This window comes from Streptomyces sp. NPDC057543, from assembly GCF_042801895.1.
Lineage (GTDB): Bacteria > Actinomycetota > Actinomycetes > Streptomycetales > Streptomycetaceae > Streptomyces.
Window position 1 is genome coordinate 1 of the sequence record NZ_JBHVFF010000152.1, and the last position, 20,525, is coordinate 20,525.

The window sequence follows — 20,525 nt, forward strand, 5'->3', positions numbered from 1 at the left end:
GTCCATCACCGGGCGGACCACGTCCTCCGCCGCGTCGATGATCTCCAGGACGTCGATGCCGGTCCGGAAGCCCATCTTGGCGCAGACGGCGACCAGCGCTTCGACAGCCGTGTTGCCTGCGCCCGCACCGAGACGGCGGGTGGAACCGTCGATCTGCAGTGCGCCGGCTCTGATGGCGGCAATCGAATTCCCCGTGCCCAGCGCGAGGTTCTCGTGGCCGTGGAAGCCGACCTGGGCGTCGTCGCCGAGTTCGGCGACCAGGGCCCCGACCCGGGCGGTGACGTCGTCCATGACCATGGCGCCGGCCGAGTCGACGACGTACACGCACTGGCAGCCCGCGTCGGCCATGATCCGGCCCTGCCGCGCCAGGTTCTCCGGGGTGGTCGAGTGGGCCATCATCAGAAAGCCGACAGTCTCCAGGCCCATCTCACGGGCGAGCCCGAAGTGCTGGATCGCGATGTCGGCCTCGGTGCAGTGGGTGGCGATACGGCAGATACTCGCGCCGTTGCCGTGGGCGGCCCGGATGTCGTCCTTGACCCCGAGTCCGGGGAGCATCAGGAAGGCGATCTCCGCCTGCTGCGCGGTGTCCACCGCGATCTTGATCAACTGCTGCTCGGGGGTCTTGGAGAAGCCGTAGTTGAAGGACGAACCGCCGAGCCCGTCGCCGTGCGTCACCTCGATCACCGGAACGCCGGCGCCGTCGAGGGCCGCGACGACGGACCGTACGTCCGCGCCCGTGAACTGGTGCCGCTTGGCGTGCGAACCGTCGCGCAGCGAGGAATCGGTGATCCGGATGTCGAGGTTTTCCGAGTAGGGCATGCGGGGTGCTCCTTACGCGCCCGGGGCAAGAAGCGCCTTGGCGAACTCCTCACCGACCTTGGTGGCGGCGGCGGTCATGATGTCGAGGTTCCCGGCGTACGGCGGCAGGTAGTCGCCCGAACCCTCCACCTCCAGGAAGATCGCCACTCGCGCCATGCCGCCGTTCTCCGGGCGCGGATCGTCGAACTGCGGCTCGGTGCGCAGCCGGTAGCCGGGCACGTAGGTGGCAACCTGCTCGGCGATCTCCTTGACGGACTGGGTGATCGCGGTGCGGTCGGCGTCCTCGGGAATCGCGCAGAAGACGGTGTCGCGCATGATGACGGGCGGATCGGCCGGGTTGAGGATGATGATCGCCTTGCCGCGCTCGGCGCCTCCGATGGTCTCGATGCCGCGGGAGGTGGTGCGGGTGAACTCGTCGATGTTGGCACGGGTTCCGGGACCGGCGGAGACGGACGCGACGGACGCGACGATCTCCCCGTACGCCACGGGCACGATGCGGGAGACCGCGTACACCATGGGGATGGTGGCCTGGCCGCCGCAGGTGATCATGTTGACGTTGGGCTGGTCGAGGTGGGCGCGCAGGTTGGCCGGCGGCACGACGGCGGGGCCGACGGCGGCAGGGGTCAGGTCGACCGCCCTGATGCCGAGTTCGGCGTAGCGGGGGGCGTTGGCCCGGTGGACGTACGCCGACGTGGCCTCGAAGACGATGTCGGGAAGCTCTTCCTGCGCGAGCAGCCAGTCGACGCCCTCGTGGCTGGCCTCCAGGCCGCCCCTGCGGGCCCGGGTCAGGCCCTCGCTGTCGGGGTCGATGCCGATCATCCAGCGCGGTTCGACGAGTTCGCTGCGCTGCAGCTTGTACAGCAGGTCGGTGCCGATGTTGCCGGATCCGACGATCGCTGCGGTCGCCTTGGTCTTGGGGGTCATCATCACCTCAGATGAACGAGAGGGAGACCGGGCCCAGCCCGGTGAACTCGGCGGTGAAGGTCGCTCCCGCCGCCACGTCGACGGCCCGGGTGCAGGAGCCGGGCAGCACCACGTGCCCCTTCTTCAGGGGCACCCCGAAGCGGGCCACGGTGCGGGCGAGCCAGGCGACGGAGACAACTGGATCGCCGAGTACGGCGTCGCTGCGCCCCTCGGCCAGCAGCTCGCCGCCGCTGGTCAGCCGCGCGTCGATCGCCTTCAGGTCCAGCTCGTGCGGGTCCCGGCCCTCGCCGATGACGTATCCGGCGGCGGAGGCGTTGTCCGCGATGGTGTCGGCGATGCGGATCCGCCAGTCAAGGATCCGGCTGTCTATCAACTCCAGGGCAGGGACGACACGTTCGGTGGCGGCAAGCACGTCCGCCTCGGTGCAGTTCTCCCCGGGCAGATCGGCGCCGAGGACGAAGCCGACCTCGACCTCGATGCGTGGGTAGCAGTAGCGGGCGGCGGACACGGGGGTCTCGGGCCGCAGTTCCATATCATCGAGCAGATGGCCGTAGTCCGGCTCGTCAACGCCCATCATCTGCTGCATGACCGGGGACGACAGGCCGACCTTGTGGCCACGCACCTCGGCTCCGGCGTCGAGACGCCGACGGATGTTGAGGAGTTGGATCTCGTACGCGTCCTCGGCGTCGATGCCGAGGAAGGTCTCGGTCAGCGGGGCGACCGGCGTGACGCTGTGCTCTGCGGAGCGCAGGGTACGCGCCGCTTGCTGCCTGTGGGAGTCCGTGAGCATGGGGGTCCTCTGCGGGGCGTCGGGCTGTTCCGGGAGGCTAAGCGGGAGTCGTTCCGGGCCGGGAGAGGGAATTCCCGCTGACCGGGAAAGGGCCGGCGAGAAGGCCGGGAAAGGCGGAGGCAGACCAGGAAGACGCGGAGCCGGGACCGGGCGACGCGAGGCGAGTCGATGCCTTCAGCGAGTGGTGTGCCGCAGGCGGTGGGTTGACGGCATACCGGAACGGTCGGGTGATCGCGGCGCCGATGCCCCGGGCTCTGCCGGCGACCACCGTCACGCAGCCGCTCAGAACATCTCCCGGGACGGTTCGCCGTCAACACCTCGCGACCGACCAGCAGCAGTTGTGCCGGCAGTTCGCGGTGACCGGCGGGGACAAGTTCGCCGGGGTGGAATGGCATCCCGGCTCGAATGGCGCGCCGTTGCTCAACGGGGCGCTCGCGACGATCGAGTGCGAGCTGGTCGACACATTCCCGGGCGGCGACCACGTGATCGTGCTGGGCCGGATCACCGCCCTGGACCCCGCGGACCGGCCCCGGGAGACCGGGCCGCTGCTGTACTACCGCAGGACCTACGGGCGCCTGCGCTGAAGCTCTTCCAGGTCGGCCAGCATCGCGTCGGCCAGGTCCCGCTCGGCGGCGTAGTACCGCTCGGACCACTTCAAGGTGAGCGTGGGGTACGCCCATGCTGCCTCGCCGCGGGCACCCTCGACGTCCGCCCGGGCCCGGAGCCGCATCTTCTCCGCGTACTCCCGCTGCTGCGCGAGGACTTCACGCACTTGCTCAGGTTCCAGCAGATGACCGAGCCAGATCCGGAGCATCGCTCCGTGCTTGAGCACGGGCGGGTCGACGGGCGTCTCGCGCGCCCAGGTTCGTACGGCATGCATGCCGGCGTCGGTGATGGCGTAGACGCGCTTGTCACGATTGCCGGTCTCCTGCGCGACCATGCGCGAGGTGGCATAGCCGGCCTTCTCCAAGCGCTTGAGCTCACCGTAGATCTGGCTGAAGGACGGACTCCAGTAGAAGAAACGGAGCGACCAGTCCGCCCACTTCTTCAGGTCGTAGCCGGACAGTTCCTCGCCGAAGGAGAGAAGTCCGAGCACCGCCCAGCTCGTCGCGGGGAGCGCGAGCCGCTCACCATCACCGGCGCCCTCGCCCCGCCCACCACTGACCATCTTCTTCTCCACCACGCCCGCCAGTCTACGGCCGGGATCCCGACCCCCTTCCCCCACCTTCGACATGCCCGACAGAACTATTCCCATGAGGAATACAGAAGTCAGTACGGGAGGCACCGTGAAGTTCTCGGTGATCTTCGAGGCCCAGCTCGCCGACCCCACCCCCGAGCGCGTACGCCAGGTTTCTCTCCGGGACGGAATCAGTGCACCTCGAAGCGGTGGAGCAAATAGCCGTAGGCCGTCTGCCGCCTGATCCCCTGCATGCGTACATGGCGGGTCGTGACGGGCTGCGGGAGGTACACCGTATCGACGCCGGCCGCGGTTCTGCCGCGGCGTTCGACGACCGTGCGCCGCTGAAGGCCGTCGTCGGAAACCTGAACGTCGTAGTCGCGCCCACCGGGCACAGGGCGTTGAGCCGGTACGACCACGACGGCGAGCCGCCCGTCCCCCGGCCCCATCGAACACGCCCGGCCGGCCCGCCTCGCCGACGAGCTCGGCTTCGCCGCGTTGCGGGGATGCAACGCGTGGAACGGCGAGCCGGCGTACCTGATGCAGCGTATCTGCTGCTGGTCGGCACCGTGTTGGCCGTTTTGTAGCTATTGGCCGGCAGACCCGTGCCCATCGCGCGGCCTGCAGCGCCTGCTCGACGAGTCCCGCAGCCCGGGACACGTCGGTGCCCAGCGCCGTCAGTAAGGACGAACGGGCCGGCCCCACACACACTCGTACTCTTTTCCCGTGCCTGCCTCCCGTCTGTATCGCGTCGCCGTCCTTGTGCTCGAGGGTGCGAAGCCGCTCGATGTCGGCATTCCCGCACAGGTGTTCACGACCCGCGCGAGCATGCCTTACGAGGTGCGGGTGTGCGGCGCCGCACCCGGGCTCGTGACCGGCGGCGACGGCCTGTCGTACAACGTCGCCCACGGCCTCGACGCTCTTGCGTGGGCCGACATCGTCTTCATCCCCGGCTACCGGTTCCCCGACCGCGACGACCCGCCCCAGGCCGTCGTTGACGCGCTGATCGCGGCCCACGATCGGGGCGCGCGGCTCGCCGCCATCTCGACGGGCGCCTTCGCGCTCGCCGCCACGGGCCTGCTCGACGGCAAGCGCGCCACGACGCACTGGCATTACGCGCGCGCACTTGCGGCGAGGCATCCGCTCGTCCAGGTCGACGAGAACGTTCTGTTCGTCGACGAGGGCAGCGTGCTGACGTCGGCCGGCGCCGCCTCGGGCATCGACCTGTGCCTGCACATTCTGCGCGGCGACCTCGGGGTGGCCGCGTCGAACCACGCGGCCCGGCGCCTGGTCGCGGCCCCCTACCGCAGCGGCGGTCAGGCGCAGTACGTGCCACGCAGCGTGCCCGAGCCGCTCGGCGAGCGGTTCGCCGCCACCCGCGAGTGGGCGTTGCACCGGCTGGGCGAGCCCCTCACCCTCGAGGTGCTCGCCAGGCACGCGGCGGTGTCGCCGCGCACGTTCTCGCGGCGCTTCGTCGAAGACACGGGGTACACGCCGATGCAGTGGGTCATGCGTGCCCGCATCGACGTGGCCCGTGAGCTGCTCGAGCGTTCGGAGCGGAGCGTCGAGCAGATCGCCGCCGATGTAGGCCTCGGCACGGGTGCGAATCTGCGGCTGCACTTCCAGCGCATCCTCGGCACCACGCCGAGCGAGTACCGGCGCACCTTCGCCCAGGGCGAGTAGCCCGCCGCCGTGGCGCGATCCTTTCGAGCCGTGGCACTCACGCCGCTGTCACGGGCGGACGCTGCAAGCGAACCTGATGGCGAACCGAAGGGACACCGCTCATGACTCGCATCGCCATCAACGGATTCGGCCGCATCGGACGCAATGGGCTGCGCTCACTGCTCGAACGCGACAGCGACCTCGAGGTCGTCGCCGTCAACGACCTCACGGAGCCCGCCACCCTCGCGCGGCTGCTCGCCTACGACACGACGGCCGGCCGGCTCGGTCGCCCGGTGACCGTCGACGGGGAAGCCCTTGTCGTGGACGGCCGTCGCATCACGGTGCTCGCTGAGCGCGAACCGGCGCGGCTGCCGTGGGCCGAGCTCGGCGTCGACATCGTGCTCGAGGCGACCGGCCGCTTCACGTCGGCCACGGCCGCCCGCGCCCACCTCGACGCAGGTGCGAAGAAGGTACTCGTCAGTGCGCCGTCGGACGGCGCCGATGTCACGCTCGCGTTCGGGGTCAACACCGACGCGTACGACCCGGCCGTGCACACGATCATCTCGAACGCCTCGTGCACGACCAACGCGCTTGCGCCGCTGGCCGCGGTCCTCGACGAGCTCGCCGGCATCGAGCACGGCTTCATGACGACGGTGCACGCCTACACACAGGAGCAGAACCTGCAGGACGGCCCGCACCGCGACGCCCGCCGCGCTCGCGCCGCCGCTGTCAACATCGTGCCGACCACGACGGGCGCCGCCAAGGCGATCGGCCTCGTGCTGCCGAACCTCGATGGCAAGCTGGCGGGCGACTCGATCCGCGTACCGGTTCCGGTGGGCTCGATCGTCGAACTCAACACCACCGTCACCCGCGACGTGACGCGCGACGACGTGCTGGCGGCGTACCGCGCCGCGGCAAAGGGGCCGCTCGCCGGCATCCTCGAGTACTCGGACGACCCGCTCGTGTCCTCCGACATCACGGGCAATCCCGCCTCGTCGATCTTCGACTCGGCCCTCACCCGCGTCGACGGCCGCCACGTCAAGGTGGTCGCCTGGTACGACAACGAGTGGGGCTTCTCGAACCGCGTGATCGACACGCTCGAGCTCCTCGCCACCCGCTGACCGGACGCCGGGGCGGCCCCGCCGTCTGCTCCCGGAACCAGCCGAGAGCAGCTTCATGAATACCGGAGCCCTCGCATACGTGACGGGTACCGGTTTCCCGTCCCCGGCCTCTCCCCCGCCGTCGCCCGTGCCGGCCGTCGGCGCCGATCCGACAGCAGCCCGGGCGCGCGGCCCCGCAGTCGGTGCGAGGGCCCTGGCGGGCGGACGGATCGTGGACCTCATCGGCCCGCGGCGGTCGCTGGTCACTCTTTCTGTTCTTCTCCTCCGCAGCACTGGCGTTGATCCTGGCTTCGCCCGGTGTCGGACTCCTGCTGGGCTCGGTCCCACGGGCGAATTCCGCAGGCGCGGTCGGTGTCGTGCTCAGCCATGTGTCGATTCCGGCTGACGGGCGCAGGGCGGGCTCGACCCACGTCCCGATGAACTGGAAGGCGTGCCGTCGCACCGAGATCGCGAGGACGGCGGTACGGAGGCGGCGGAGTACCGGCTTTGGGTGGCCCCGGAGCAGGCGCGACCGGTCGACGGCGTCGACTACGACCAGCTCGGCTCACTCAGCCCGATGCTGAGCGCCGTGGTGCTGTGGACCACGCGGTACATCGACGCTGCGGTCACCCGGCTCCGCGCGCAGGGCTACGGGATCCGCGACAAGTACGTCGTACGACTGACTCCGTTCAAGCAGCGAAACGTGAACTTCCTGGGCCGCCACACCTTCCTCGTCTCCGCCCCGCGTGAGGGCGTGCGCCCGCTGCCAAATCCGGACACCCCCGGCCTCGACGACGACAACGGTGCGGACGAGGACTGAACGAAAGTCCGGGGCCGAGAAGGGCAGTGATCAGCTTGCGAGCCGTTGCCCTGGTCAGCCACTTCAGGGCCGGGCAGCGGCGGGGATACGGGTGGCGCCAGGAGACGGGCCCGGGTCACGCGGTCACCTTGGCGATGAACGCGGCAAGGTTCGCCACGGTCCGCAGGACCTTCTCCTCCAGGGTGAGGGACTCGTGGAGGCGTGCACCGATGCCCGCGTCCTTCTTCCCGCGTACATACAGGGAGCAGGCCAGGTCGCTGCACATATAGATGCCGACCGAGTTGCCCTGCTGCCCGGCCTTTCCGGACCTCGGCGCGACCATCAGGGAGACGCCCCCGGTGTGGGTGGTCACGCACACCGAGCACATGCTGCGCCGCATCTGCCAGGAGCCGACGCCGGAGGAGCGCAGCTGGACGCCGACCGGGCGGCCGTCCAGCTCGGTCACGAGGTAGGCCCGGTCGGGGGCCTGGGGATCTCGCCAGCCCAGGAAGTCCAGATCGTCCCAGCACCGCTCGGCCAGGTCACGGGGGACGCTCAGGCGCTTGGCCGCGCCCTTGGTGCAGTTCACGAACGCGGTACGAATCTCTCGCTCAGTCAGTGGCTTCATAAAGGACACGCTAATTTGCCTAATCGAGTTAGGCAAGTGCATAATCATCGATGTCAGGGATGAGAAGCGATTCGGAGGATGAACATGGCACGGGCCGAACGGGTAGGACTGACCACGGAGCGCCTGGTCCGGGCGGGGGCAGAGCTGGCCGACGAGGTCGGCTTCGAGCAGGCGACCCCCGCGGAACTGGCTCGGCGGTTCGGCGTCAAGACCGCGAGCCTGTACTCGCACGTGAAGAACGCCCACGACCTCAAGACCAAGATCGCTCTGCTCGCCCTGGAGGAACTCGCCGACCAGGTCTCCACCGCGGTGGCCGGACGGGCCGGCAAAGACGCCCTGACCGCTTTCGCGAACGTCTACCGCGACTACGCCCTCAAGCACCCGGGGCGCTTCGCCGCAGCCCAGTTCCGGCTCGACCCGCAGACGGCGGCCGCCAGCGCCGGCGTTCGGCACGCCCAGATGACGCGGGCGATCCTGCGCGGATACGACCTGGCCGAACCGCACCAGACGCACGCAGTACGGCTGCTGGGCAGCGTCTTCAGCGGCTACGTCGGCCTGGAGACCGCGGGCGGCTTCAGTCACAGCACCCCTGACTCGCAGGAGAGCTGGACCGAGATCCTCAACGCGCTCGACGCCCTGCTGCGCAACTGGCCCGCCGCCTCCTGACCAACCTTTCCGGCCTTCTCTGGCAACCGACCCCCGATCGAAGAGACCAACGAGATGAACACCGAGCACCGCTGGACCACCACCCCCATCACCGCCGACCTCCTGCGCGGCGCCCTCGACCTGGAACGCACCGAACGCGGCGTAATGCCCCACCGATTGCCCGCGCACGCCCGGCAGCAGATCCCCGACGGCCAGCTCGCCATGGCGGAGTCACAACCCTCCGGAGTGCGACTGGCCTTCCGCACCCGGGCCACCGCCGTCGAGCTTGACGTCGTGGCCACCAAACGGGTCTACGTCGGAGCGCCGCCACGCCCCGACGGGGTGTACGAGCTCCTCGTCGACGGGCGGCTCGCGGGCCGGGCCAGCGCGACCGAGGGCGACATGCTCACCATCGACATGACCGCCGGGACCGCACAAACCCGTCCCGGGCCGGTCGACACCCTGCGCTTCACCGGCCTGCCGGACGACGAGAAGGACGTCGAGATATGGCTGCCGCACGACGAGACCACCCAGCTGGTCGCCCTGCGCACCAACGCCCCCGTCCACACACCACCGCCCAGCGGCCGCAAGGTCTGGCTGCACCACGGCAGTTCGATCAGTCACGGCTCCAACGCCGCCACCCCAACCGGGACCTGGCCCGCGCTGGCCGCCGCCCTGGGCAGGGTCGAACTGATCAACATGGGATTCGGCGGCAGCGCTCTGCTCGACCCGTTCACCGCCCGCACCATGCGCGACACCCCCGCCGACATGATCAGCATCAAGATCGGCATCAACATCGTCAACGCCGACCTGATGCGGCTGCGCGCGTTCGGCCCGGCCGTCCACGGCTTCCTCGACACCATCCGCGACGGCCACCCCACCACCCCGCTGCTGGTCGTCTCCCCCATCTATTGCGCCATCCACGAGAACACGCCCGGCCCCAGCGCCCCGGACCTCAGTGCCATGAGCGAAGGGCGGCCGCGGTTCGTGGCCACCGGCGATCCCACGCAGAGCGCCGCCGGGAAACTGACCCTCACCGTGATCCGGGACGAGCTGGCCCGCATCGTCCAGCAGCGTGCCACCACCGACCCGAACCTGCACTACCTCCACGGCCTCGACCTCTACGGCGAGGCCGACCACGCCGAACTGCCGCTGCCCGACAATCTGCACCCGGACCCTGCGACCCACCAGCGCATCGGCGAACGCTTCGCCCACCTCGCCTTCGACGGCGGCCCTTTCACCACGGAGAACCGCTGACCGGCTGCCGGACAGGAAGGGCGCACCAGCGCGCCTCGCAGGCATTCGGAGTGCCGCGTGGATGCCGAAGGCCCCTGGCCGGTGAACCCGGCCAGGGGCTTCTCCGACTCACCGGCGGACCATAGGGCCTGGTCCCACTTCGCGGCAGGACCCTGGAGGCTCGCGCCGCCGGGATGACAGGGTACGCCTCGGGGTGCAGCTCAGAGTTCCAGTGGTCGAGCGGCTCGTCGTACGTGATCACTCGGACCGGTAACTGCCGTACGCAAAGGCAGACTTCGACCCAGCATATGCTCCGACGAAGGAACACACATACCCAGCACGAAGGCCGTTGGCAGGTCCTGCGGTCGATGCGGCCTTGCACGGCCCCGCCTCCCGCAACTACTACGACCGCTGCCGAACCCGAGGCAAAACCCACACCCGAGCCCCCCTCCGCCTCGCCCGCCACCGCATCAGCGTCCTGGCTCGCCGGGCGGGGCTCGCTCATCGAGTGCGGCCCGCTGCCCGCCCGGCACGGGAAACACGAACCCTTCGAGGTCCTCGTCGCTCTCCACCTGGTCCAGCGGCACTCCGCGTCCAAGGAAATCGACAGGTGAGTCGTGCCCCGTCGGCGTCGGCCCATCGCCGGGAGGCAACCTGGTGCACCGCGCCGTCGTCCTCAACGGCGGGTCGTCTCTAGGAGGTCATGCGGTGGGTAAGCACGCCGACATCGTCACACCGCTGCCGCAACTGCTCGGGCACCACGCCCGGCGCCTCGGGGACAAGGTCTGTTTCGAGGACCGGCTCCGGCGTGTGACCTACCGGGAGCTGGAACGGAGGACCGCACGGCTGGCCGGTCACCTGGCCGGCCTCGGCCTGGCGCGCGGTGACCGGGTGGCCGTACTGCTCGGCAACCGTGTCGAGGCGGTCGAGAGCCTGCTCGCCGCCACCCGCGCGAGCGGCGTGGGCGTTCCTCTGGACCCCGGGAACTCGGAGGAGGAGCTGACCCGCCTGCTGGACGACAGCGGGGCACGGGTACTCATCACCGATGACGCCTGCCTGACGCGGCGGCGAACGCTGCCGTTGCGCCCCGGGTTGACCGTGGTGGTGGCCGAAGGCGGCGCCGAGGACGGGGCCGGGAACGCGCCTTCGTGCGCGGACGGCGTGGAGCCGGCGGACGGGGCCGGCGGAGCCGGGGGCCGGCCCGCCGGGGTCGCGGGCGCGGGCGGCGTTCTGCGGTTCGAGGAGTTGGCGGGTACGGAGCCGCGGACGCCGGCCCGGGACGATCTCGCACTGGACGAAGTGGCCTGGCTGCTCTACACCTCGGGCTCCTCCGGCACACCCAAGGGCGTCCTGTCCACGCAGCGCAACCGCCTCGCGCCGGTCGCGACGGGCCTGGTCGGTGTCCTGGGCCTGTGCGAACGGGACCGTGTGCTCTGGCCGTTGCCCCTCCATCACGCGATGAGCCAGATTGTGTGTTTCCTCGGGGTGACCGCGGTGGGGGCGAGCGCGGTGCTGCTGCCCCGGTTCTCGGTGACGGGGGTGCTCGGCGAACTACGCCGTGGGGACGCCTCGTTCACCTTGCTCGGCGGGGTTCCGACTACGTATTCGGCGCTGCTCGACGCGGTCCGGGGCAAGGAGAGCGGTAAGGACGGCGGCGGTCTCGGCGCCCCCGCGCTGCGGGGTTGTGTCAGTGGTGGCGCCGCGGCGGGGCCTGGGTTCCGCGAGTCCTTCGAGGCGATCTGCCGTGTGCCTTATCTGGAGCACTACGGCAGCACGGAGGCGGGCCCGGTCACCATGCCGACGCCGGGCGAGGCGACGACGTCCGGGGCGTGCGGCCGGGTGCTGCCCGGCATCCGGGTCCGGGTCGGCGGGGGCCCCGACGGCCGGGACACGGGCGAGGGCGAGTTGTGGGTCAGCGGGCCCGGGGTGATGGCCGGTTACCACGGCAGGCCGGAAGCCACTGCGGAGGTACTGCGCGATGGCTGGTTCCGCACGGGTGACCTGGCCACGATCGATGCCCTCGGTGGACTGGCCGTCACCGGCCGGGCGAGTGATCTGATCATTCGGGGCGGGGTGAACATCCATCCTTCGGAAGTGGAGGCGGTGCTGCGGCGGTTGCCGGGGGTCGCGGACGCCGCCGTGGCCGGACGTCCGCACCCCGTCTTCGGCGAGGTGCCGGTCGGCTATCTGGTTGCCGAGGCCGGCGGCGTGCTGGACAGGGGGCACATCCTCGCCGCCTGCCGTGCGGAACTGTCCGGCTTCAAGGTGCCCGCCGAGCTGTTCGAGGTGGAGGACATCCCCCGTACCGCCTCCGGGAAGACCCTGCGGCGGGATCTCGCCGACCTGCCGGCCCGGGCGCTGGGCACGGACGCCGCCGGGAAGCCGTCGGAGGACCTGCTGGCCCTGGTGCGGGGCGAGGTGGCGGCCGTGCTCGGCTGTACGGCTCAGGCGGTCGAGCCGAGCACGGCGCTGCGGGACCTGGGTATGGACTCCTTGACGGCGACGGTGCTGCGGGAGCGTTTGTCGGCGGTGACCGGCCTGCCGCTCTCCGAGGCCGTCGCCTTCGACTTCCCCACGGCCGCGGCACTCGCCGCCCACCTCGGGGAACGCAACGCCGCCGCGCCGGTCGGCGCCGGGCGCGTGGACCGGAGTGCGGCCCGGTCGGACGACGATCCCGTGGTGATCGTGGGGATGGCTTGCCGCTATCCCGGAGAGGTGACCTCTCCCGAGGAGCTGTGGCGGCTGGTGGCCGACGGGAGGGACGCCATCGGCCCCTTCCCCACCGACCGGGGCTGGGACGTCCGGGCGCTGTACGACCCGGACCCCGGGCGGCCCGGACGGACGTATGTGCGCGAGGGGGGTTTCCTCTCCGGTGCGGACCGCTTCGACCCCGGCTTCTTCGGCATCTCGCCCCGCGAGGCGTTGGCCATGGACCCGCAGCACCGGCTGCTGCTCGAAGTGGCGTGGGAAGCTTTCGAGTACGCCGGTCTCGTCCCCGGCACTCTGCGCGGCTCGGCGACCGGGGTGTACGTCGGGCTGATGTACAGCGACTACGCGCGCGGCCTGGCAAGGACGCCGGAGCATGTCGAGGGGTACCTCGGCCTCGGCAACGCCGGAAGCGTCGCCTCGGGTCGTATCGCGTACGCCTTCGGCCTCGAAGGCCCGGCCCTCACCGTGGACACGGCATGTTCCTCGTCCCTGGTGGCCCTGCACCTGGCGGCCCAGGCGCTGCGCCGGGGCGAGTGTGCTTTCGCGTTGGCCGGTGGCGCCACGGTGATGTCGGGGCCCTCGTCGTTCGTGGAGTTCAGTCGCCAGCGGGCGCTGGCGCCGGACGGCCGCTGCAAGGCGTTCGGTGCGTCCGCCGACGGCACGGGGTGGGCCGAGGGCGCCGGCATGCTGCTGCTGAGCCGGTTGTCGGAGGCGCGCCGCGCCGGGCTTCCGGTACTGGCCGTGGTGCGCGGCTCCGCGGTGAACCAGGACGGGGCGAGCAACGGGCTGACCGCACCGCACGGGCCGGCGCAGCAGCGGGTGATCCGGCAGGCGCTCACGGACGCGGGGCTGACTCCCGGGGACATCAACGCCGTGGAGGCGCACGGCACCGGCACCCGGCTGGGCGACATCATCGAGGCGGAGGCCTTCATCGCGACGTACGGGCGGCAGGAGCGGCAGCATCCCCTCCGGTTGGGCTCGGTGAAGTCGAACATCGGGCATACCCAGGCCGCTGCCGGAGTGGCCGGTGTGATCAAGATGGTGCAGGCGATGCGGCATGGTGTGCTGCCGCGTACGTTGCACGTCGACGAGCCGACGCCCCGGGTCGACTGGTCGTCGGGGCGGATCGCGTTGCTGACCCGGCCGGTGGGGTGGCCCGCGGCGGATCGTCCGCGCCGGGCAGGGGTGTCGTCGTTCGGGATCAGTGGCACCAACGCCCATGTGGTGCTCGAAGAGGCTCCCGGTGACGGGGAGGCCGCATCGCTGAGCGCCCCGGCGGACGGCGGGGCGGCGAAGGGCCCCGTCGGGCCCGGGGTGGAGCTGGAGTGTGCGGCGCGCCCTGGGCGGACCGCGGTGGCCTTTCCCGTGTCAGCGAAGAGCGTGCTGGGGCTGCGGGCCCAGGCGCGACGGCTGTACGACCATGTGGCCGCCGCTCCTGACGCGTCCCTGGTGGACATCGGGTACTCGCTCGCCACCACGCGTGCGGCCTTGGAGCACCGGGCCGTGGTGGTGGCCCGGGACCGTGCCGAGCTGCTCCGCTCCCTGCGGGCCGTGACGGAGGGCGGCGGCCGGCCCGGGGTGCACACGGGCACGTCCCGCCATCACGGCTCGCCGGCCTTTCTCTTCACCGGCCAGGGCAGTCAACGCGTCGGCATGGGCCGCGAACTGTACGAGTCGCGGGATCTGCATCCGGCCTTCGCCGAATCGCTGGACGAGTGCTGTGCCCTGCTCGACCCGCTGCTGCCGGTGCCGCTGCGGGACGTCATGTTCGCCGGGCCCGGTACGGAGACGGGCGCGTTGCTGGATACGACCCGCTTCGCGCAGCCGGCGCTCTTCGCCCTGGAGACGGCGTTGTTCCGGCAGTTCGAGGCGTGGGGGGTACGCCCCGCCCTGGTGGCCGGGCACTCGGTGGGCGAAGTGGCGGCGGCGCATGTCGCCGGGGTGTTGTCCCTCGCGGACGCGTGCACATTGGTGGCGGCCCGGGGCCGGCTGATGGACGCGCTGCCTTCGGGCGGCGCGATGGCGGCCTTGGCCGCCGGCGCGGACGAGGTGGCTGCCCACCTCCCCGGGACCGGGTGTGCGGTGGAGATCGCCGCGGTCAACGGGCCTGCGTCGGTCGTTGTCTCCGGCGACGAGTCGGCGGTGCGGGAGGTGGCCGCGTACTTCCGGAAGCGGGGCCGTTCGGTGACGCCGCTGCGGGTTGGCCATGCCTTCCATTCCGCTCGGATGGAACCCATGCTGGCCGAGTTCGCGGACGTGGTCCGGCGTCTGTCCTTCGCCGCGCCGCGGCTGCCTCTGATCACCGCGGTGCCGGGCCGCGCGGCCACGGCCGAGGAGGTGTGCACGCCGGAGTTCTGGGTGGACCATGTCCGCCGTCCGGTCCGCTTCGCCGATTCGGTGGCGTACCTGGGTGAGCAGGGCGCGGCACACTACGTCGAACTGGGGCCGGACGGGGTGCTCACCGGCCTGGTACGCGATTGCCTCGCCGTGTCCAAGCCGTACCCGGACGGCCCGGACACGGGCGAAGCGGGCGGTGGCGAAGCGGGCGGTGGCGAGCGGGGCCCGGTCCCGCTGGTTCTGCCGACACTGCGCGGGAAGCGGCCGGAGGCGGACGCCCTGCTCGACACGCTGGCCGCGCTGCACGCCCACGGCGTCCCCGTCAACTGGCGCGCTGTCTTCGCCGGGTGCGGCGGGCGGCGCGTCGCCCTGCCCACGTACGCCTTCCAGCGCCGCCGGTACTGGCTGGAGGCCGACCCGGAGCAGCCGCCCGTGTCGCCGACGGCCGGGCCTGCCCATCCGTTCCTGCGGTCGGGCACCCGCACGGCCGACGACGACGGGCTGCTGCTGAGCGGGTTGCTGTCGGTGCAGGAGCAGCCGTGGCTTGCCGACCACGTGGTGGCTGGCGAGATCTTGCTGCCGGCGACTGCGTTCGTCGAAATGGCCATCCACGCAGGCGAGTTGGCGGGCGCGGCCGTCCTGGACGAGCTCGTGCTGACCGCGCCGCTGCCGCTGCCCTCCGCCGGTGCCGTCGCCGTGCAGGTGAGGGTGGCGGGGGCGGACGGGGCGGGGCGGCGGGCTGTGCTCTTCCACTCCCGGCCGCATACTCCGGCGGGTGACGGGCCCTGGCTCCGGAACGCCACCGGCACTCTTTCGCCGGCGCAGCCGCCCGCGGACCGGGAAGCGGCCGCGGGCGGGACCGGCGGCGTGCCCCGGCCGGGCGCGTCCTGGCCGCCGGAGGAGGCGATGCCCCTGGATGCCGACGGTCCGGGGTCCGGACCGTATGAGCGACTGGCCGCCGACGGGCTGCGTTACGGCCCCGCCTTCCGGGGCATGCGCTCTGTCTGGAGGCACGGGGAGGAGTTGTACGCGGACGTCGCGCTGCCCGAAGCGGCCCGGACTCCGCGCCGGGAGGCGGACGGCCCGGGGTTCGTCCTGCATCCCGCACTGCTCGACGCGGCGCTGCACGCCCTGGCCCTGGACGGCCTTGTCGCGAACGATTCCGGGGCAGCCGGTCCGGCGGCCGGCGGCCTGTCCCTGCCGTTCGCCTTCAGCGGGGTGCGTGTGCACACCGCTGGTGTGCGGCGCTTGCGGGTACGGGTGGCCCCCGGGCCGGACGGTCGGGCCGGAGTGGAGCTGGCCGACGAGACGGGCTCACCGGTGGCGACGGTCCGTTCGCTGACGCTCCGGCCTCTTCCGCGTACCGGCTCGACGACGGACGCAGTCACCGGTGCTCTCCACCGGACGGACTGGGTGGCGCCGGCCGAGCCGTCCGCACCCGTGGTGATGCCCCGCTGGGGGGTTCTGGGCGAGGCCGGCACATGGCTGGTGGACGCTCTCGCACCGCCGGGTTCCGGCGTCCCGGTGTACCGCGGCCCGGCGGCGTGTGACGCGTCGTCGGCCGTCGTCGTGGCACCGTGTCCGCCGCCGGACACGACTGGCGGCGGCCAGGACCGGGCTGCCGGATTGCTGCGGGCAGCGGAGTGGGCGCTGAGGCTCGTGCAGGAGTGGCTCGCCGAGCCGCGGATGTCCCGCTCGCGTCTCGTCCTCGTGACGTCCGGTGCCGTCACTTCGGCCGACGACGGATTCCCCGCGGATGGTGCCGGTCGCGGGAGTGACGTCCGATCCGGCGGGACGGCGTCCGTACCGTTGCACACGCCGGTGTGGGGACTGGTCCGCTCGGCCCTGCGGGAGAATCCGGGCCGCTTCGCCCTGATCGACGTCGACGAGCACCCCGACTCCTGGAGTGCCCTGCCCGCCCTGCTGGCCGCCCCGGTGTCGGAGGCAGCCGTACGCCGGGGGACGGTGTACGTGCCGAAGCTGGTGCCACTGGACGAGGCGGCAGCGAAGCCACGGAAGAGGCGGACGCTCGACCCTGAGGGCACCGTCCTGGTCACCGGCGGCACCGGTTCCCTGGGGATGCTGGTGGCGCGGCACCTGGTCGCCACTCACGGTGTCAGGCATCTGCTGCTCGCCGGCCGACGCGGGCCGGACGCTCCGGGGGCGCGGGAACTCGTCGCGGAACTGTGCGAGGCGGGGGCCCAGGTGGCCGTTCACGCCTGTGATGTCGCTGACCGGACCGCGCTCGCGGCCCTGCTCGACGCTGTGCCGGCGGCCCACCCGCTGACCGGCGTCGTGCACACCGCGGGGGTGCTGGACGACGGTGTCGTCGCGGCGCTCACCACCGACCGGGTGAGGCGGGTGATGCGCCCCAAGGTGGACGCCGCCCTCGCTCTGCACGAACTGACCCGGGGTCACGACCTGGCCGTGTTCGCGCTGTTCTCCTCGGTGGCGGGTACGTTCGGCTCCGCGGGTCAGGCCAATTACGCCGCGGCCAATTGTGTGCTGGATGCCCTGGCGCGGCACCGCGGGCGGCTCGGACTGCCCGGTACGTCGATCGTCTGGGGCCCCTGGCAGCAGGACGACGGCATGATGGCGCACCTCGGCGACGCGGATCTGCAGCGAATGGCCCGTTCCGGGTTCGGCCCGCTCCGGCCGGAAGAGGGGCTGGCTCTCTTCGACGCGGCCGTGGCCGGCGACGAACCCGTGGTGGTGGCGGCCCGCCTGGCCCCGGCCGCTCTCCGCGCCAGTGAAACGGCGGCGAACTGGCTCCGAACCCCTGCTGCCGACGGGAACGGGGACCGACTCGGCCGGTCGCCGGCGGCTGCTTCTCCCGGCGAGATGCGCGGGATGCCGCTCACCCAGGTCCGGACCTTGGCAGCCCGCGTCCTGGGCCATCGGGAGGCGGCGGACGAGATCGACGAGGACGCCCTGCTGGCGGACCTGGGGCTGGATTCCCTGGCCGCGGTCGATCTGCGCAACGAGCTCTCGGCGTGGACGGGGCTGGCACTGCCGTCCACGCTGCTGTTCGACTTCCCGACGCCGCGCGCGCTCGCCACCGAGCTGACGCGCCGGTATGCCGCCGAGGCACCTTCTGCGGGTGCCGCGTCCGACGGCCGGGCACGGCCTGAGGCCGCCGACTCCCCGGACTCCCCTGGCCGGCCGGCGGACGACGGTCCGGGAAGCGGTACGGGGGCGGGCGCTCCGCCGGACGCCCGGGGGCAGATCACCGAAGCACCGCATGCCGGGGAAGCCCCGGACTCCCTGGGCACGCTCTTCCGTACCGCATGCGCCCGGGGTCAGAGCTGGGACGGCATGGCGCTCCTCACCATCGCGGCGCGCCTCCGCCCGGTCTTCGACAGGACCGGGGCGCCCGGTGCGACGCACGAACCCGTCATTCTCGCGGCGAGCGGCGCGGGGCCCCGGCTGGTGTGCTTCCCCGCACTCAGCGCGCTGTCCGGACCGCAGGAGTACGCGCGCCTAGGTGCCGGGCTGCGAGGACTGCGGCCGGTTCTCGCGGTGCGGCACCCGGGGTTCGAGCCCCGAGAGGCTCTGCCCGCCACACTGGACGCTCTCCTCACCGCGCAGGCCACTGCCGTCCGCGCAGCCGCGAGCGAGGGCCCCTTGGTACTGCTGGGGCGTTCGGCCGGTGGCTGGGTGGCCCATGCCGTGGCCGAGCGTCTGGAGTCCGAGGGTGCCGCACCGGTGGCCGTCGTCCTGCTGGACACCTATCCTCCCGGTCACGGTGACCAGGAGCAGGCGCTCTCCGCGATGACGTCGGACATGCTGCGCCGGGCGGCGCAGTTCGCCTCTGCCAGTCCCGATCGGCTCACCGCCATGGCCGGATACTTCGAGCTCTTCCGTGGCTGGAAGCCCGCGCCGCTCGCCTGTCCCACCCTGTACGTACGAGCCCGGGACCCACTGCCCGGCGCCGGCCCCGCCCCGGACTGGAGCCGGCCGCACGCCGAGGTCACTGTGCCGGGGGACCACTTCACCATGCTGGAGGAACATGCCCGTACCACCGCACTCGCCATCCACCAGTGGCTCGGCAGCCGGTTCTGAGGACGTCCTGAGCGAGGCGCGGGTGCGGGCGTTGACGGCTCCGTCCCAAGCAACCCCGCGCCCGCCTTCCTCGCGGTCAGTGCCGTTCTCTGTCCGGGCCACGACAGCAAACGGCGGACATGCGGCCGGAACGGGCGTCGGCGCCAGACATCCTGCTTCCTCCGCTGCGGGCCTGCTTCCTCTGCTGCGGGCCGAGGAGCCACGGAAGGGTCCGTCATGGCACCGGACGAGACAACCTCAGTCTCGGCCGGCCACGCCTGACCGGTCGGACGTCGGTCGGCTGGAGCTCTCGCCCCTGTGCCCGTAAGGCCGGCGGACTCTGGCCCCGTTCGTCCGGCCTGTACACCGCGCAGGAACTGCGGATCAAGCTGCGCCGCGCCTGACTTCGCGCCTCTGAGGGTCCCAGAGGCGGCACCGGGTCCGGCCCTGCTGGGCCTCTCAGCTCGGTGGTGGGTCGCCGCGGACGAAGAGGGCTGGGGCGGGGATCCTGCTCTTCCTCCGCGGCAAGTCGGACGCGGACGACGGACAGGTCACGCCAGGCGATGCCGGTGCGGATCTTGTAGACCATGCCGTTGATGACCTGACGGTCGTCAACCCGAGGTCTTCCGGTCACGGCCCGGCGTACGAGGGGAGCAGGTAACTCCCATTCCTGGTCCGTGAGTTCATGTCGAGGCAGTACCGCACCACGATCCACCACCCGAATGATCTTTGAAGTCGGGCCCTGGTCAGCACCGGTGACTTCCAGCCAACTTCGATTGGTCAGCCGTCGATCGGTGTCTCGGTACCGCGCACGGACGGCGCCGACGCCGAAGATTCCCGTCAACCCATTACCAAGCGTTTACTGAGCAGATACCTTTCTCCTTGCCGGTGGCAGGGGGCGGAGCGATCCGGCCGTCCCTGCCTGTCCCGGAGTACCGCCGTACGTTGATCGGCCCGTTTTCGGCCATTGCGCCAGTCTCTCAAGGACCGCCGGAAGGAAGCGTTTTGAACGCTCGGAACCGCCGCACCACCGTAGCCGCCGTATCCGTCGCAGGGCTCATAGCGCCGCTGCTGCTGATCGGATCGGGCACCGCCTCCGCCCACAGCGACCCTGCCAAGGAGGCTGCCAAGCTCGCAAAGAAGCTCGTCAAGAAGAGCAACGCCGACGATGCCTACGAGCATCTGAAGCAGTTCCAGCGGATCGCTGACAAGAACGGGAACACCCGGGTGGCCGGGTCGGAGGGGCACCGGCAGTCGGCCGAGTACGTCGAAGGCCTGCTGAGGAAGGCCGGGTACTCGGTGACCCGGAACGAGTTCGACTACCCGTTCACCCAGACGCTGGCGCAGAACCTGCGGGTCGTGTCGCCGCAGCAGCAGGACGTCCCGTTGATCGCCATGACGTACTCCGCCAGCAGCCCGGTCGGCGGCATCACCGCCCCGGTCGCGGTGGTGCCGGTCAACGCCACCACCGGCTGCGAGCCGGAGGACTACGCCCCCGGGACGTTCACCGGCAAGATCGCGCTGATCAAGCGCGGCGGCTGCGCCTTTGCGCAGAAGCAGGAGACCGCCGCCGGTGCGGGCGCGGTCGGCGCGATCATCTACAACAACACCGAGGGCGCCCTCAACGGCACCCTGGGAGACCCGTCCGTCGCCAAGAT

At 71.4% G+C, this 20,525-nt stretch carries 15 protein-coding genes; 8 read left to right on the forward strand and 7 right to left on the reverse strand.

What is annotated here, in order from left to right; all coding sequences use genetic code 11:
• The 3 genes from dmpG to ACFU8Q_RS23970 all read right to left on the reverse strand — a co-directional run.
• A partial coding sequence (gene dmpG / locus ACFU8Q_RS23960; RefSeq protein ID WP_384457260.1) for a 4-hydroxy-2-oxovalerate aldolase occupies positions 1–819 on the reverse strand: 819 nt, incomplete at its 3' end.
• A gap of 12 nt (positions 820–831) precedes the next feature.
• The gene (locus ACFU8Q_RS23965; RefSeq protein ID WP_384457263.1) at positions 832–1,743 is read right to left on the reverse strand and encodes an acetaldehyde dehydrogenase (acetylating); all 912 of its coding nucleotides are present in this window, start codon (positions 1,741–1,743) and stop codon (positions 832–834) included.
• Between the two features lie 7 nt (positions 1,744–1,750).
• Complete coding sequence (locus ACFU8Q_RS23970) at positions 1,751–2,533, reverse strand: 2-keto-4-pentenoate hydratase (protein WP_384457265.1); 783 nt, start codon at positions 2,531–2,533, stop codon at positions 1,751–1,753.
• Between the two features lie 242 nt (positions 2,534–2,775).
• On the opposite strand from ACFU8Q_RS23970, the gene ACFU8Q_RS23975 reads away from it, so the two are divergent.
• Positions 2,776–3,117, forward strand: a complete 342-nt coding sequence (locus tag ACFU8Q_RS23975; protein ID WP_384457267.1) for a flavin reductase family protein — start codon at positions 2,776–2,778, stop codon at positions 3,115–3,117.
• Here the strand turns inward: ACFU8Q_RS23975 and ACFU8Q_RS23980 are convergent.
• Both ACFU8Q_RS23980 and ACFU8Q_RS23985 read right to left on the reverse strand, forming a co-directional pair.
• Entirely contained in the window at positions 3,099–3,701 is a 603-nt protein-coding gene (locus ACFU8Q_RS23980; protein WP_384457287.1) for a PadR family transcriptional regulator, read from the reverse strand. The genes ACFU8Q_RS23975 and ACFU8Q_RS23980 overlap by 19 nt on opposite strands.
• A gap of 200 nt (positions 3,702–3,901) precedes the next feature.
• Positions 3,902–4,159, reverse strand: coding sequence for a discoidin domain-containing protein (locus ACFU8Q_RS23985; protein WP_384457269.1), 258 nt, complete (start codon positions 4,157–4,159; stop codon positions 3,902–3,904).
• A gap of 277 nt (positions 4,160–4,436) precedes the next feature.
• Here ACFU8Q_RS23985 and ACFU8Q_RS23990 point away from each other — a divergent pair, with 277 nt between their 5' ends.
• The 3 genes from ACFU8Q_RS23990 (at position 4,437) to ACFU8Q_RS24000 (ending at position 7,292) form a co-directional block, all read left to right on the forward strand.
• A complete protein-coding gene (locus ACFU8Q_RS23990; RefSeq protein WP_384457271.1) occupies positions 4,437–5,393 on the forward strand; it encodes a GlxA family transcriptional regulator in 957 nt (318 codons plus the stop codon).
• A 101-nt stretch (positions 5,394–5,494) separates the two neighbouring features.
• Positions 5,495–6,493, forward strand: a complete 999-nt coding sequence (gene gap / locus ACFU8Q_RS23995; protein ID WP_384457273.1) for a type I glyceraldehyde-3-phosphate dehydrogenase — start codon at positions 5,495–5,497, stop codon at positions 6,491–6,493.
• A 430-nt stretch (positions 6,494–6,923) separates the two neighbouring features.
• A complete protein-coding gene (locus ACFU8Q_RS24000) occupies positions 6,924–7,292 on the forward strand; it encodes a Tn3 family transposase (protein WP_384457275.1) in 369 nt (122 codons plus the stop codon).
• Between the two features lie 115 nt (positions 7,293–7,407).
• On the opposite strand, the gene ACFU8Q_RS24005 is transcribed toward ACFU8Q_RS24000, so the two are convergent.
• A complete protein-coding gene (locus ACFU8Q_RS24005; protein WP_384457277.1) occupies positions 7,408–7,899 on the reverse strand; it encodes an FBP domain-containing protein in 492 nt (163 codons plus the stop codon).
• Positions 7,900–7,983: 84 nt separating this feature from the next.
• Here ACFU8Q_RS24005 and ACFU8Q_RS24010 point away from each other — a divergent pair, with 84 nt between their 5' ends.
• From ACFU8Q_RS24010 to ACFU8Q_RS24020, 3 genes are all read left to right on the forward strand, one after another.
• A complete protein-coding gene (locus tag ACFU8Q_RS24010) occupies positions 7,984–8,565 on the forward strand; it encodes a TetR/AcrR family transcriptional regulator (protein WP_384457279.1) in 582 nt (193 codons plus the stop codon).
• A gap of 54 nt (positions 8,566–8,619) precedes the next feature.
• Positions 8,620–9,801: an SGNH/GDSL hydrolase family protein gene (locus ACFU8Q_RS24015; protein ID WP_384457281.1), complete on the forward strand. Its 1,182-nt coding sequence runs from the start codon at positions 8,620–8,622 to the stop codon at positions 9,799–9,801.
• 687 nt (positions 9,802–10,488) lie between these two features.
• Positions 10,489–18,888, forward strand: a complete 8,400-nt coding sequence (locus ACFU8Q_RS24020; RefSeq protein ID WP_384457283.1) for a type I polyketide synthase — start codon at positions 10,489–10,491, stop codon at positions 18,886–18,888.
• A 214-nt stretch (positions 18,889–19,102) separates the two neighbouring features.
• Here ACFU8Q_RS24020 and ACFU8Q_RS24025 read toward each other — a convergent pair whose 3' ends face one another.
• Positions 19,103–19,585 carry a transposase gene (locus ACFU8Q_RS24025; protein WP_384457289.1) on the reverse strand — a complete coding sequence of 161 codons (483 nt, stop codon included), beginning with the start codon at positions 19,583–19,585 and terminating at the stop codon, positions 19,103–19,105.
• A 287-nt stretch (positions 19,586–19,872) separates the two neighbouring features.
• Here ACFU8Q_RS24025 and ACFU8Q_RS24030 point away from each other — a divergent pair.
• Positions 19,873–20,525, forward strand: a 653-nt coding sequence (locus ACFU8Q_RS24030; RefSeq protein WP_384457285.1) for a PA domain-containing protein, incomplete at its 3' end; no start/stop codon positions are given.

Excerpts from the sequence above, each read along its gene's own strand:
- ACFU8Q_RS23965 (WP_384457263.1), bottom strand. The coding sequence starts at position 1,743 with ATGACCCCCAAGACCAAGGCGACCGCAGCGATCGTCGGATCCGGCAAC.
- ACFU8Q_RS23970 (WP_384457265.1), bottom strand. The coding sequence starts at position 2,533 with ATGCTCACGGACTCCCACAGGCAGCAAGCGGCGCGTACCCTGCGCTCC.
- ACFU8Q_RS23975 (WP_384457267.1), top strand. The coding sequence starts at position 2,776 with ATGCCCCGGGCTCTGCCGGCGACCACCGTCACGCAGCCGCTCAGAACA.
- ACFU8Q_RS23980 (WP_384457287.1), bottom strand. The coding sequence starts at position 3,701 with ATGGTCAGTGGTGGGCGGGGCGAGGGCGCCGGTGATGGTGAGCGGCTC.
- ACFU8Q_RS23985 (WP_384457269.1), bottom strand. The coding sequence starts at position 4,159 with ATGGGGCCGGGGGACGGGCGGCTCGCCGTCGTGGTCGTACCGGCTCAA.
- gap (WP_384457273.1), top strand. The coding sequence starts at position 5,495 with ATGACTCGCATCGCCATCAACGGATTCGGCCGCATCGGACGCAATGGG.
- ACFU8Q_RS24005 (WP_384457277.1), bottom strand. The coding sequence starts at position 7,899 with ATGAAGCCACTGACTGAGCGAGAGATTCGTACCGCGTTCGTGAACTGC.
- ACFU8Q_RS24010 (WP_384457279.1), top strand. The coding sequence starts at position 7,984 with ATGGCACGGGCCGAACGGGTAGGACTGACCACGGAGCGCCTGGTCCGG.
- ACFU8Q_RS24015 (WP_384457281.1), top strand. The coding sequence starts at position 8,620 with ATGAACACCGAGCACCGCTGGACCACCACCCCCATCACCGCCGACCTC.